At 57.0% G+C, this 13,568-nt stretch carries 14 protein-coding genes; 4 read left to right on the plus strand and 10 right to left on the minus strand.

The window, feature by feature from the left end:
- Nucleotides 1-7 precede the first annotated feature (7 nt).
- The 7 genes from BLU28_RS16385 to BLU28_RS26790 all read right to left on the minus strand — a co-directional run bounded on the left by BLU28_RS16385 (nt 8) and on the right by BLU28_RS26790 (nt 6,690).
- Complete coding sequence (locus tag BLU28_RS16385; RefSeq protein ID WP_035208868.1) at nt 8-1,429, minus strand: pyruvate dehydrogenase complex E1 component subunit beta; 1,422 nt, start codon at nt 1,427-1,429, stop codon at nt 8-10.
- 17 nt (nt 1,430-1,446) lie between these two features.
- The gene (gene pdhA, locus BLU28_RS16390; RefSeq protein WP_004441604.1) at nt 1,447-2,490 is read right to left on the minus strand and encodes a pyruvate dehydrogenase (acetyl-transferring) E1 component subunit alpha; all 1,044 of its coding nucleotides are present in this window, start codon (nt 2,488-2,490) and stop codon (nt 1,447-1,449) included.
- A 153-nt stretch (nt 2,491-2,643) separates the two neighbouring features.
- The gene (locus BLU28_RS16395; RefSeq protein WP_004441601.1) at nt 2,644-2,961 is read right to left on the minus strand and encodes an FtsB family cell division protein; all 318 of its coding nucleotides are present in this window, start codon (nt 2,959-2,961) and stop codon (nt 2,644-2,646) included.
- Nucleotides 2,962-3,254: 293 nt separating this feature from the next.
- Complete coding sequence (eno, locus tag BLU28_RS16400) at nt 3,255-4,529, minus strand: phosphopyruvate hydratase (protein WP_022556098.1); 1,275 nt, start codon at nt 4,527-4,529, stop codon at nt 3,255-3,257.
- A gap of 137 nt (nt 4,530-4,666) precedes the next feature.
- Complete coding sequence (gene kdsA / locus BLU28_RS16405; protein ID WP_035208869.1) at nt 4,667-5,512, minus strand: 3-deoxy-8-phosphooctulonate synthase; 846 nt, start codon at nt 5,510-5,512, stop codon at nt 4,667-4,669.
- The gene (locus BLU28_RS16410; protein WP_035208870.1) at nt 5,509-6,390 is read right to left on the minus strand and encodes a VOC family protein; all 882 of its coding nucleotides are present in this window, start codon (nt 6,388-6,390) and stop codon (nt 5,509-5,511) included. The genes kdsA and BLU28_RS16410 overlap by 4 nt, the downstream gene beginning before the upstream one ends.
- Nucleotides 6,391-6,561: 171 nt before the next feature.
- Complete coding sequence (locus BLU28_RS26790; protein WP_267889672.1) at nt 6,562-6,690, minus strand: hypothetical protein; 129 nt, start codon at nt 6,688-6,690, stop codon at nt 6,562-6,564.
- Here BLU28_RS26790 and BLU28_RS16415 point away from each other — a divergent pair.
- Complete coding sequence (locus BLU28_RS16415; protein WP_035208871.1) at nt 6,678-7,154, plus strand: RHS repeat-associated core domain-containing protein; 477 nt, start codon at nt 6,678-6,680, stop codon at nt 7,152-7,154. The genes BLU28_RS26790 and BLU28_RS16415 overlap by 13 nt on opposite strands.
- A gap of 212 nt (nt 7,155-7,366) precedes the next feature.
- Complete coding sequence (locus tag BLU28_RS16420; RefSeq protein WP_112635286.1) at nt 7,367-7,768, plus strand: hypothetical protein; 402 nt, start codon at nt 7,367-7,369, stop codon at nt 7,766-7,768.
- A gap of 261 nt (nt 7,769-8,029) precedes the next feature.
- Here the strand turns inward: BLU28_RS16420 and BLU28_RS16425 are convergent, their stop codons facing one another.
- Nucleotides 8,030-8,353, minus strand: coding sequence for a hypothetical protein (locus tag BLU28_RS16425; RefSeq protein ID WP_135856492.1), 324 nt, complete (start codon nt 8,351-8,353; stop codon nt 8,030-8,032).
- Nucleotides 8,319-8,963 carry an RHS repeat-associated core domain-containing protein gene (locus tag BLU28_RS16430; RefSeq protein ID WP_210184477.1) on the minus strand — a complete coding sequence of 215 codons (645 nt, stop codon included), beginning with the start codon at nt 8,961-8,963 and terminating at the stop codon, nt 8,319-8,321. Before BLU28_RS16430 ends, BLU28_RS16425 begins: the two co-directional genes overlap by 35 nt.
- Before the next feature lie 332 nt (nt 8,964-9,295).
- Between BLU28_RS16430 and lexA the strand changes: the two genes are divergently transcribed.
- Both lexA and BLU28_RS16440 read left to right on the plus strand, forming a co-directional pair.
- The gene (gene lexA, locus BLU28_RS16435) at nt 9,296-10,018 is read left to right on the plus strand and encodes a transcriptional repressor LexA (protein WP_022556092.1); all 723 of its coding nucleotides are present in this window, start codon (nt 9,296-9,298) and stop codon (nt 10,016-10,018) included.
- A 252-nt stretch (nt 10,019-10,270) separates the two neighbouring features.
- Nucleotides 10,271-10,948, plus strand: a complete 678-nt coding sequence (locus BLU28_RS16440) for a glutathione S-transferase family protein (protein ID WP_035208873.1) — start codon at nt 10,271-10,273, stop codon at nt 10,946-10,948.
- A gap of 19 nt (nt 10,949-10,967) precedes the next feature.
- On the opposite strand, the gene BLU28_RS16445 is transcribed toward BLU28_RS16440, so the two are convergent.
- Nucleotides 10,968-13,442 carry a ComEC/Rec2 family competence protein gene (locus BLU28_RS16445; protein WP_223215379.1) on the minus strand — a complete coding sequence of 825 codons (2,475 nt, stop codon included), beginning with the start codon at nt 13,440-13,442 and terminating at the stop codon, nt 10,968-10,970.
- Nucleotides 13,443-13,568: the final 126 nt, after the last annotated feature.

A 13,568-nucleotide genomic window follows, 5' to 3' on the forward strand; every position in this document is an offset into this window, starting at 1 on the left:
CCTCCCCTTACTTGTAGCAGACGGTTTTGACGGCCTGGACGACTTCATCGACATTCGGAAGCGCCAGCTTCTCCAGATTGGCCGCGTAAGGCATCGGAACGTCCTTGCCGGCAATCGTCAGGATCGGCGCGTCGAGATAATCGAAAGCAGCGCGCTGGACCTGGTTGGAGATGAAGTCACCGACCGATGACTGCGGGAAGCCTTCTTCGACAGTGACGAGACGGCCTGTCTTTTTCACCGATTCGATAACGGTCGGCAGGTCCATCGGGCGGATGGTGCGCAGGTCGATCAGTTCGACGTCGATGCCGAGCTTTTCGAGTTCCGCAACAGCCTTCACCGCATAGGTCATGCCGATGCCGAAGGAAACGATGGTAGCGTCCTTGCCCTTGCGATGAATGCGCGCCTTGCCGATCGGCAGCACGAAATCATCGAGCTTCGGCACTTCGAAGCTCTGGCCGTAGAGAATTTCGTTCTCGAGGAAGATGACGGGGTTCGGATCACGGATGGCGGCCTTCAAAAGACCCTTCGCATCGGCAGCCGTATAGGGCATGACAACCTTGAGGCCCGGAATATGGCTGTACCATGCGGCGTAACATTGCGAGTGCTGGGCCGCAACGCGGGCAGCAGCACCCGAAGGACCACGGAACACCATCGGCGCGCCCATCTGGCCGCCCGACATGTACAGGGTCTTCGCTGCCGAGTTGACGATCTGGTCGATCGCCTGCATGGCGAAGTTGAAGGTCATGAATTCGACGATCGGCTTCAGGCCGGTCATGGCTGCGCCGACGCCGATGCCGGCAAAGCCGTGTTCGGTGATCGGGGTGTCGATGACGCGGCGCTCGCCGAATTCCTGCAGCAGGCCCTGGGTAATCTTGTAGGCGCCCTGATATTCGGCGACTTCTTCACCCATGATGAAGACTTTTTCATCGGCGCGCATTTCTTCGGCCATGGCGTCACGCAGCGCTTCACGCACCGTCGTCATCACCATTTCGGTGCCTTCCGGAATGTCCGGGTCAGCGGCAACGTCGATCTTGGGCGCTGCCGGAACCTTCGCGGCTTCCTTGGAAGCGCTCGGCTCTTCGGTCGCTTCGCGGGTTTTGCCGCCAGCGGCATCAGAACCGGAATTGGCAGCTTCGGCCTTCGGCTCTTCCTTCTTGGCAGAGGAAGAGATGTCGTCGGCGCTTTCGCCTTCCTGGATGAGCACGGCGATTGGGGTGTTGACCTTGACGCCTTCGGTGCCTGCATCGATCAGCAGCTTGCCGATGACGCCTTCATCCACGGCTTCCACTTCCATGGTCGCCTTGTCGGTTTCGATTTCCGCGATCACGTCGCCGGAGGTGACCTTGTCGCCTTCCTTTTTAAGCCATTTGGAAAGCGTGCCTTCCTCCATGGTCGGGGAAAGGGCGGGCATAAGAATTTCTACAGGCATGGGTTTCCCTTTCCCGATCAGAGCAGAATGTCGGTGTAGAGCTCGGACGCATCCGGCTCGGGGTCGTTCTGGGCGAAGTCGGCGCTGTCGGCAACGATATCACGGACATCCTTGTCGATGGCCTTGAGTTCGTCTTCGCTGGCCCAGCCCTGCTCCAGAAGGCGTGCTTTCACCTGCTCGATCGGATCGTGTTCCGAACGCATCTTCTGCACTTCGTCCTTGGAACGGTATTTCGCCGGGTCGGACATGGAGTGACCGCGGTAACGGTAGGTCAGCATTTCCAGAATGATCGGACCCTTGCCGGAACGGCAATGTTCCAGCGCCTGATCGGCTGCTGCCTTGACGGCGCGCACATCCATGCCATCCACCTGAATGCCTGGAATGCCGAAGGACTGGCCACGCAGCGAATAGTTCGACTGGGCGGTGGCGCGGGCGGTCGAGGTGCCCATGGCATAACGGTTGTTTTCGACGATATAGATGATCGGCAACTTCCAGAGAGCGGCCATGTTGAAGCTCTCATAGACCTGGCCCTGGTTCGCCGCGCCGTCACCGAAGTAGGTCACGGAGACGTTGTCGTTACCGCGATAGCGGTTGGCGAATGCGAGGCCGGTGCCGAGCGACACCTGGGCACCGACGATGCCGTGACCACCATAAAAATGCTTCTCTTTCGAGAACATGTGCATGGAGCCGCCCTTGCCTTTAGACAGACCGCCCTTGCGGCCGGTCAGTTCGGCCATGACGCCACGGGCGCTCATGCCGCAGGCGAGCATGTGACCATGGTCGCGATAGGCGGTGATGACCTGGTCGCCCTCTTTCTGAGCCATCTGCATGCCAACGACGACAGCTTCCTGGCCGATATAGAGGTGACAGAAACCACCGATGAAGCCCATGCCATAGAGCTGGCCGGCCTTTTCTTCAAAACGGCGGATCAGAAGCATTTCACGATAGGCGTGAAGCTCTTCTTCCTTCGAGAAGTCGGGGCTGTTCTTGCCGGTGAATTCGGTTGCGGACTTTGCCGTTGTCTTGCGGCCGGATACGGTCGCTGATTTTCGCGGCGCCATTCATCCCTCCCTGAGTTGCCGTTTGAATGGATAGAGTGGCGCGTACCATATGCAAGAAAGCGCCATGCAGCAATGCTTTAAACGCATGGCACATATTCACGCTAAGATGCTGTGAATAAATCAAAAATGTTGAATTAACTTAATTTCGGTTAATCAGAAATATGTGTTCATGATGACAATTTCGTCCGTTCGGGACATGTTCAGCTGGTACCGGGAAATCTCGTCGATCATGTCCCGTTCAAGCGAACCGTCACTCAACAGTTCCACCTGACGCTCCAGCGCCACGCGCGCCTGTGTCAGCTTTGCAAGCTCCGCCGTCCGGGTAATACGCTGCCGTTCCAGCCGCTCCGTTGCCTGAAGGCCGAAATCGCCATGGATCGAATGATAACCGAAGTAGGAAAGAAAAGCGATGGTAATGGCTGGAACGATCAGCCGACCGAATCGTCTCTTTTTATGATGCCTGGTCCACATGCCGGAGAGATGCCTCAAAACGCGTAACGTGAGTCTGAGACTAGAGCGGATTGTTTAACTATCCGTTGACCTTAAATTCCAATCGGCAATTGGGCATGAAAAAGCCCGCCGGAGGGCGGGCTGGATTGGCGGGAGACCTGCCCTCCCCACCGTCATCCTCGCCCTTGAGGCGAGGATCCAAAAACGTATCGTGGTGGATCCTCGGGTCAAGCCCGAGGATGACATCTCATATGTAGATGCGTTTTTCACCACCTCTGCCCGCAAGACAGCGGGCCCAGAAACCCGAACGCAAATTAACCGCGCAGGATTGAACGGCCGGCGTAAGCAGCCTGAGGGCCGAGCATTTCCTCGATACGGATCAGCTGGTTGTACTTTGCGAGCCGGTCGGAACGGGCAAGCGAGCCGGTCTTGATCTGACCGCAGTTCGTGGCAACTGCGAGATCGGCGATAGTCGAATCTTCGGTCTCGCCCGAACGGTGCGACATGACGGCGGTGTAGCCGGCCTTGTGGGCGGTTTCGACCGCGTCCAGCGTCTCGGAAAGCGAACCGATCTGGTTGACCTTGACGAGGATGGAGTTGGCGACGCCCATCTTGATGCCGTCGCGAAGACGCGCTGAGTTGGTGACGAAGAGATCGTCGCCGACCAGCTGGCACTTATTGCCGATGAGATCGGTCAATGTCTTCCAGCCGTCCCAGTCGTCTTCAGCCATCCCGTCTTCGATGGAAATGATCGGGTACTTGGCAACGAGGTCAGCAAGGTATTCAGCCATGGCGCCCGATTCCAGCGTGCGGCCTTCGCCCTCGAGAACGTATTTGCCGTTCTTGAAGAATTCGGTCGATGCACAGTCGAGGCCGACATACATGTCTTCGCCCGGACGGTAACCGGCCTTTTCGATCGACTTCATGATGAAATCGAGCGCGGCAGGCGCGCTTTCAAGACCGGGAGCGAAACCGCCTTCATCGCCGACATTGGTGTTGTGGCCCTGCGCAGAGAGCTCTTTTTTCAGCGTGTGGAACACTTCCGAACCCATGCGCACGGCTTCGCGGATGTTTTCTGCGCCAACCGGCAGGATCATGAATTCCTGGAAGTCGATCGGGTTGTCGGCGTGGGCCCCGCCGTTGATGATGTTCATCATCGGAACCGGCAGCAGATGCGCGTTCGGGCCGCCGACATAACGGTAGAGCGGCAGGCCGGAGGCTTCGGCAGCAGCCTTGGCGATGGCGAGCGACACGCCGAGAATGGCGTTGGCGCCAATGCGCGACTTGTTCGGCGTGCCGTCCAGCGCGATCATCATCTGGTCGATCTGGATCTGGTTTTCAGCATCGAAGCCGCCGATGGCGTCGAAGATTTCGGTGTTGACGGCTTCAACGGCCTTTTCCACGCCCTTGCCGAGATAACGCTTGCCGCCATCACGCAGCTCAACCGCCTCATGCGCGCCGGTGGAGGCGCCCGAAGGAACGGCGGCACGGCCCATGGAGCCGTCTTCGAGGTACACATCGACTTCAACGGTCGGGTTGCCGCGGCTGTCGAGGATTTCGCGCGCGATGATATCGGTAATGGCAGTCATGGTCTCTCCCTTGGGAATGGAACAGATATTTTCCGTCGCCTGTCTTAGACGATGGCGAAGAAATTACAATGACGGCAGGCCGTAGAAAGGGAACCACCGCCATTTAAAATCGATTGGCACGGCACCGTGCCCGCCGCTCAGGCTTTCGCGATGGCGTCGAAGGCCAGCAGCTTTTCGAGCAGTTTCGGCATATCCTTCAGGTGAACCATGTTCGGGCCGTCAGAAGGCGCATTGTCCGGGTCCTCATGGGTCTCGATGAAGAGGCCTGCGACACCAACGGCGACAGCTGCGCGAGACAGCGTTTCGACAAATTCCCGCTGACCGCCGGTGGAACCGCCCTGCCCGCCCGGCTGCTGCACCGAGTGGGTGGCGTCGAAGACAACAGGTGCGCCGAGGGATGCCATGATCGGTAGAGAACGCATGTCGGAGATCAGCGTATTGTAGCCGAAGGACGCGCCGCGTTCGCACAGCAGCACATTGGGGTTGCCGCTTTCATTCAGTTTGGCGAGCACGTTCTTCATGTCCCATGGCGCCAGGAACTGGCCTTTCTTGACATTGATGACACGGCCGGTTTTTGCGGCGGCAATGAGAAGATCGGTCTGACGGCTGAGGAAGGCCGGGATCTGCAGCACATCCACCACTTCGGAAACGATGGCGCACTGTTCTTCGGTGTGAATGTCGGTCAGGACCGGAAAGCCGAATTCCTTCTTGAGATCGGCAAATATCTGCATGGCACTGTCGAGACCGATGCCACGCTTGCCGGAAAGCGAGGTGCGGTTCGCCTTGTCGAAGGATGATTTGTAAACGAGGCCGATTCCGAGCCCGTCACAAAGCTCCTTCAAGACACCCGCAATCATGAAGGCGTGCTCCCGGCTTTCCATCTGGCAGGGGCCGGCGATCAGTGAAAAACGCTCGCTATTGCAAAAGGAAACCTTGCTGGCTCCCTGGCCGGCGGTGACTTTGAGATTGTTCGTGACGCTCATCTTTTTTCCTCGAAGGCGAAATCGACGCCCTGTCCGGGTGCTGCGGGCACCACCAGACGGCCGCCCGCTTCTGCGCTGGACACGCCATTAGCAGCAAGTACCGTCGCTGTCACGGCAAGATCGTCAACGGAAAAGACGACGCCCATGCCGCGCAGGCCCTCACCGTTTTTTCCCGTGGCCTTCGGGTCGACGCCAGAAAGGGCGGGTCTTTCACTCAGCCTCACCCTTGCATTGCCGGTTTCGAAAACGACATCACCATTCGGAGACACGACGCCGTTGCAGCCGAAAACCGTTTCTATCAAGTGGGCGTCACTCCGCGTACCGGAACACAGCACGATCTCGCGAAGGCCCAGAACTCCGTTCTGGTGACGTTCCAGTGCAGCGCGGTCCCCCGGCAGTGCCTGCAGGCGTTGACAACTGAAGAGGAAGAAATCCGCAGCCGATCCGCTTGCCGCGAAAGCAAGCCGGAACGCCGCCTCGCCTGACGATCCGTCGGGCATTTGCATGGGCCGCGAAAATTCGAAGACCTCGCCGGCCGATACGCCAGACGCCACGAATCTCCGGTGATCGGCACGAGCGTCAGCGGTGGAGGCCACAAGGGCAGAAAAACCTTCCTGTCCGTACGATCGCCGGAATGCCTGGTCCCTGCCGGTAAAAACATCGCCTCTCTCGACCGACGCGATATAGCTAACCCGGTCAGCAACTGTCAGAGGCTCCAGATAGGTGCCATCCCTGAAGAAGACGCAGGCATTCTCCGTGCCGAACGGATGGAGAGCCTGTGGCGCGACCGTAAAGCCAAGGACCTTGAGCCGCGCGGCCGCTACCGCAAGGTCCCGAACGGGCAGAACGAGATGATCGACGCGATGCCTGTCAGCCATAAATCTTGCCTCTTTGACGCGCCCGGCGCAGATGCCGGGTATTGAAGCTGACAAAAGCACGAAGAGCGCCGGGAATGCAAATGACGGGCCTGCGCGTCTATGCCGGTATCGGCAGTGGGCTGAGGTTGCCGGGTTTCACCAGTCCTCCGGCTTCATCTGAATGCGAACGGTTTACCAGTTTTCATCCGCCTGCGGATTGTTGGCGAGATCGGCCGCGACCGTTTTTGGATGGCCAGTGACTTCAGGTGTGTAGCGCCGGTTAAAGGCGGAAAACGCAAGGTCGGCTGTTGGACTGTGCATCTGACCGATATCAGGCGTTTGTATTTTCGCGCGCCACCCCACTTCACTATATTTACGACTTCAGCGGCAACATCATCGCGGAATATGACGGCAACGGCGCGCTGGGACGGGAGTGTATCTGGCTTGACGAGAGACCTTTGGCAGTGATTGCAGATGCCGGTACGGAAGCGGCTACAATCTGCCAGGTTCATACCGATCATCTCGAACGTCCCATTATGATGACTGACAGCGCAAGAAAGGTAGTCTGGCGCGCGACCTACCTGCCTTATGGGGAGGCATACACAATCCTGGGATCGGCCACGCTCGACCAACGCTTTCCGGGGCAATGGTTTCAACTGGAATCCGGTTTGCACTACAATTGGCATCGCCACTACGATCCGACGACAGGCCGCTATCTCCAGGCCGATCCTCTTGGGATGCCCGATGGACCAAATAGGTGGACCTATGTAACTAATTCACCTTAGATGGGCGTAGATCCGGACGGGCGCTAAAAAAATCGAAACGGGGGACCGATCCTATATTGCCCCGGTGTCAATGGCTATGAATGTGGAGCACGAGATCGTCCTCCGGATATAAATCCAGAATATCCGAATGCCTGCTATCAATGCCTCTGCCGAATCGTAGAATGGCCACCTTCCGGATTAGCACCAACAATCCCTAATTGATTGAAATTAAAATGAAAGAGATCATTGGTCATGAATTGAGACTAATGCGAGAGGGGAAAAAACCCCTCTCAATGTTCTACTATATTGAGTCGGTAGGCGATAAGGACCTAATCCCCATCGATAACTTCCAGCCATACGTTGATGAGGGATCGATCCTAATGGAAGAATTTACACTTCTAAATCCCAAGCACCCTCGCTTTAGCGTGACTTACATTTTCTACAGTCTTCCCGAGGAAGCTTGGCGCATTCCCGCTTTAAAGACAGCCTTGGTTGCCCAACAGGACAATATTCAACGCCCTGATGAGGGAATTGATCGAATTATAGGATTGCTACTTGGCTACTCTAAAGAAGAAATTGATAAGTGGGTGAGAAAAGGACTGAATTCCGCGACGTCACCAAACCATAATCTTTGAACATAATTCGCTCAACCAGCTATTTCCGGTTAATAGATCCAACTAGAGCCCGATTTGCACTACAATTGACGTCGCCATTACGACCCGAAGGCGGGCCGCCATCTTCAGGCCGAATCTTTTAAGATGCGCGGGCAGGAATCCCCCCGAGCACATCATATTCGTAGGTATCCGTTCGGGAGACAAGCCTATCCAAGGCGTTGTAAGTAAGGGGGGGCAATGATTCCTGATCTTGGGAACAGGTCGACCTTCGGTCAGGGTTGCTTATGTAAGATCACTAAATTGCTTATAAATCCTAGCAGGAACCGGCAAAATATCATCCACTTTCAATACGCCAATATCATAATCCATTCCATATTCTTCACTTATTTTCATTACATTTAGGTAAGAATATATAAACGCGTTAACAATTGAACTGATGCCATCAAGGCCTTCGATACTGCGCTCTTTGGTAATACCTCTGAACCTCACGCGCGCACGACAAACGTAAAAATCGCCATTGTTCATTGGGCAACTAATTTCAACCTCAATCCTATCAGTTGACCCTATAACATCAAGAAATTTCGTGAAATGTCTTTCCTGTTTCATTTAATTTCCCATGCTTCATGGTTGCGATTGTCTTACACATCATTAAATCGGAATCTAACTGGACATCACACAGTTCGGCCGGATCATCTGCAGGTCCGCCTTTAGGAGGTTCGTTTGGCGGAGTCGATCGCGCCAAAACACCACAACCACTTACGCCGACAATCTGCATATTCGGTTGCATCGCTGTATTCAGCGCATCGGCAAGGGTGTAGAAGGTGCATGCTATAGCTGCACCAATCGTACTCAATGCATTCTTGTCGGCGGATGCCAGATATCGCGCGGTGCCACTGGCTGTGGATAGCATGCGTTGTGTAGCAATCGTACCACCCATCAGTGCAACTGGCACAGCGAGTGTACTCGCATATTGTCCTGCTGCCGCCATTCCACTCGGATCGGTCCAATTGGCGGGCGAGTTCCAGACATAGCGGTAGACTTTAAAGTCACCGGCTTCGAACCAGATCGGATCTTCCTGAAGGAAGCGCCCGGTCGAGGGATCGTAGGCGCGTGAACGATAGTGGAATAGCCCCGTCTCAGGGTCGCACTCCCGCCCGGCGAGACCGACAAGAAAAGCTTGGGTTGCTATCGGTGTTCCAATAAGGTTCCTAATCACGACATCGCAGAGCATTCAATCGTAAGACGGGCCTCAATATATTCTGAGTAATCGGCTACTTAGCTGCTGCGCGAGAACGACGCATTATGGAGGTTTGCCAATACAGCGACTAGCGACGCCTAATTTTCGGAAAAAAAGCCAATAAAAACAACGAAATCTTATGATTTTCATTCCAGCTTATCTACCGGGGTTCTTGGCGTGCCATTCCCGTTTTGTTTTCTCGCCCCAAGTTCACGAAATTTTAGGGGATTGCGGAACACATATGGAACATATAGTGTTCGTTCTGTATTTGTTTCGCGACTTCAACGACGATTCTCAAGGGTGTTTTCCTCATGCTCACGCGCAAACAGCAGGAATTGCTTCTCTTCATTCATGAAAGAATGAAAGAGTCCGGCGTGCCGCCCTCCTTCGATGAAATGAAGGACGCACTCGATCTTGCCTCCAAATCCGGCATCCACCGGCTGATCACTGCCCTGGAAGAGCGCGGGTTCATTCGCCGGCTACCTAACAGGGCGCGAGCGCTTGAAGTGATCAAGCTGCCGGAGGCCTATGTGCCCGGCTCGAGGCCGCAACGGGGCTTCTCGCCGAGCGTTATTGAAGGCAGCCTCGGCAAGCCCAAGATGCCCGAGCCCGCCCCTGCTCCCAAGACGCCTGCGAACGATATAGCAGGCGCGGCAACCGTGCCCGTCATGGGCCGGATCGCTGCCGGTGTGCCGATCTCAGCCATTCAGAACAATACGCATGACGTGGCGGTTCCGGTGGACATGCTTGGCTCGGGCGAACATTACGCGCTCGAGGTCAAGGGCGATTCGATGATCGAGGCCGGCATCTTCGATGGCGATACCGTCATCATTCGCAATGGTAACACCGCCAATCCCGGCGATATCATCGTGGCGCTGGTGGATGACGAGGAAGCGACGCTGAAGCGCTTCCGTCGCAAAGGCGCCTCGATCGCACTTGAAGCCGCAAACCCTGCCTATGAGACCCGCATTTTCGGACCTGATCGGGTTAAAATCCAGGGCAAGCTGGTAGGGCTGATCCGCCGGTATCATTGATGCTGCTGCCGGTCCGGATAAGGCCGGAGCGGTCTATGAGCGATAAACCAGGCCTTCAAGATGAACGGCGCGTCATTCCACTCGAGTGATGCGCCTTTTCTTTTTAATGGCGGCGAAGGCGGCTTTGCCAGAGGACGTCGGCAGGGATGGCGCCCCACCCATCAATTGGCGTTATGGGAGCGATGGATTCTTTGCGATATTCCGGGCCGGGCCGCTGGTATAAAAACCCGCTTCACAGTCAGGAGACCCGCAATGTACGATCTTTATATCGCCAACAAGAATTACTCCTCCTGGTCGCTGAGGCCATGGGTCCTGATGCGCACGCTCGGTATCGCCTTCGAGGAGAAACTCGTCCCGTTTGGTGAAGGCGTGTCATTCTCCACCTTTTCCCCAACTGGCAAGGTGCCTTGCCTCGTCGATGATGGCGTGACGATTTGGGAGTCACTCTCGATCGCCGAATATCTTGCCGAACGTCATCAAGGGGTATGGGCAAGCGACAAGCATGCGAGAGCCTGGTCGCGGTCGGCAGCAAGCGAAATGCATGCGGGATTTTCGTCCCTTCGCAATCTCTACCCCATGTCCGTTGGCGTTCGTGTCAGACCGAACGTCAGCGATGCCGGGCTTGCGGCGGATATAAAGCGTGTCGATGCGTTGTGGAGCGAGGGCCTGTCGAATTTCGGCGGTCCCTATCTCGCCGGTCAGAAGTTCACGGCGGTGGATGCCTTCTACTGCCCTGTGGCATTCCGTTTCCAGACGTATGGCGCAGACCTTTCTCCTGCGGCAAAAGCCTATTGTGAGCGACTGCTCGCTCTGCCGTCCATGCGCGAATGGTATGAGGCGGGACTGAAGGAGACCTGGCGTGACGCGGCACATGAAGAGGAGATCGTCGGAATTGGCGAATTGACGATGGATCTACGCGCAAAGGCCTGACGATCCTCGCTGGTGGCGATCATTGCGACGCCGCCACCAGACGGGTGATCGTTTCAGGCAATTCCCGGTCGAAACGTCCGGTTTTCCAGTCATAATATCGATGTTCACTCCACGGGCGGTTTGCGCCCGCGGTCGACGCCCGTAGCCGACCGACAACGCCGGGCTGATCGCTCCTCGCGAAGTCTATCTCCACGGAACCGATGCGCCGCAATATGTCGCGGTTGAGGAGTAACGCGCCCGAGCGACACTGTGCAAACGACGTTCTGCGGGAAACAATGACGATGTCGGCAATGTCACATGCTTTTCCGGCGAGGCGGCCGTCTTCCAGTACGATGATCCATTCGCCGCTTTCCGCACGCGCCACGCACCAGCGACCTGACTTGCATGTAAAAATTCCAGGCGCTGCATCCTTCAACGCAGCCGCCATGTCTCGTCCCACAGCCTTTATTTCGTCCCGCGTGAGCTTTGATTTCCTGGTGAGTGCGATGCCGGACGCGGTTGGAACGTCTTTTCTGAGGATAACGGGCGCGAGCGGTTTCTCCGGAAGCAGCAGCGCCCTCTGCCACTGGTCATAGATGAAGCCATGCGGCCGGGTTTTTGTGGCGTAAACCTTGTTCTCGTCCAGAAGCGCGACCAGAGAACCGTCTTCATGAACGAGGAGATCGGGCAGATCGCGCTGAGATGTCGCTGCCGAGAGGCCGAAGGCAAGCAGCAGAGGCGGAATGCCCAAAAGCGCAAGGCGGCTGCGCAGCAGGGTCAGCAGCAGGAAGCCAGCCGAGGCGATGCCGATGAACCAGCCATGCGGACGTCCGGTCGCAGCGCTGCCACCCCAGGAGGCGACTTCGTCCGCGACCTCTATGACCAGCGCCATGCCATGGCCCATGACCTTCAGGAATGGCGCGTCGAGCCCGAACGGCATGAGCAGCATGGCAATCAGACCGAAGGGCATGACGATCAGCGACATGAGCGGGGTGGCGGCGAGATTGGCAAAAAGTCCATAGGTGGTGACACGCTGGAAATGTTCGGCAGAATAGATTGCTGTCGAAAGCCCACCGATCAGCGACGTTGTGATAACGCCGCCGATCACGGCACCTGCAGTTTGCGCCACCGTCATCCAAACCGGTTTTCGCCCCCTAAAAAGACGCTCGCGGTCAATGCGCCAGCGGCTCCAGGCCGCATAGGCAGAAACAAGCGCGATCGTTGCGGCAAAAGACATCTGAAAGCTTGGCCCCATCACTTCGGACGGGGACAGCGCCAATATCACGAGGGCGGAGAGCGCAACATTTCTCAGGCTGAGCGAGGGCTGATCGAAGAGCACCGCAATCAGCATCACCGACATCATCAGCCAGGCCCGCTCGGCGGAAACTGCGAAACCGGAAATCAGATAGTAGCAAAGTGTCATCAGGAGCGCTGCGAAGGCGGATATCTTCTTGACCGGCCATCGCTGGGCAAAGGCTGGGAACAGGCTGAATGCAAGCCTCATGCCGACAAAGAAGATGCCTGATGCCAAGGCCATGTTGAGCCCGGATATGGCAACGATATGAGCCAACCCCGAGACCCGCAGCGCCTCCATGGTTTCCGGCGATATGGCTTGTCTCTCGTCGGTGACGATGGATGCAGCGAAGGCACCCGCATCGCCGCCGATCGTCGTGCGAATGCGCTCGGCGATGGCGGCACGCAGGCGATAAAGCCACATGTCGGCCTTCTCCAGCCAACCCTCGGCCCCAATGTCCGCCGTCGCCACCGCCTGGGGCGGCTGGTAAAAAAAGCCTGTCGCACCGATGCCCCGGAAATAGGATAAAAAGGCAAAGTCGTTCAATCCCGGCAAAGCCGGTCCGGACGGTGGAGAGAGCCGTGCCTTGCCGCGTATGGTCGCGCCGATCGGCATGGCGTCGCCGCGACCGCGCGCAAGGAGCGACACCCTCCCCGGCAGACGCGTTAGTGACGGCGCTTCAGTGGAGTGGAGCTGCACCAGATACCGCCAGTCGCCCCGCGCATCCACCTCCCGGCGCACCACCTTGCCGGTGAGCGTGGTGGTGACCGGCGTGTCCAGAAGGATGGTCGCCGCACGGCGGGTTTCCAGTTCCGCAAAAAGCATGCCGAGCAACAAGAGGGCGACAAGGCTGCACGCCCTTCCCACCGTATCAAGGCGGTATCGGTTGAGAAGCGCCAGTGGGGCCGCGACTAAAAATGCGACGATCAGAAGGGGCAAGGAAGGCGCGGTGTCGAGAGAAAACCAGAGGATCGCTCCGCAACCGATGGCAACGGGTACGAAAAGAAAATCGTGCCCGAATGCGCGTTCTTCCGTCAGCCAGACGGCAACTTTTCGAGAAACGGAAACGCCGGGTTCGGGCCTGTCGACCAGAGGCGGCAGAACAGGGATCGCGACGGCGACGGTCCGCTGCAGCGGAAACAGGATATCCACCGTGCCGGGGGCGTTTCCCTGCATCGTTTCGGCATATCCGAAATGCTGTTTTTCCCCTTGACCAAGCATTCTGCGCCGCGCCCCTGCCGCACTGTAAACAGGTTTGCAGAGGGACGCCCGAGATTGCAATGCTTTCCTTTAACCGCGCGTTGACCGAGATTGAATTGCTTCGATCGACGAGGCCAAAAGCAACGC

The organism is Agrobacterium pusense (assembly GCF_900102105.1).
GTDB lineage: Bacteria > Pseudomonadota > Alphaproteobacteria > Rhizobiales > Rhizobiaceae > Agrobacterium > Agrobacterium pusense.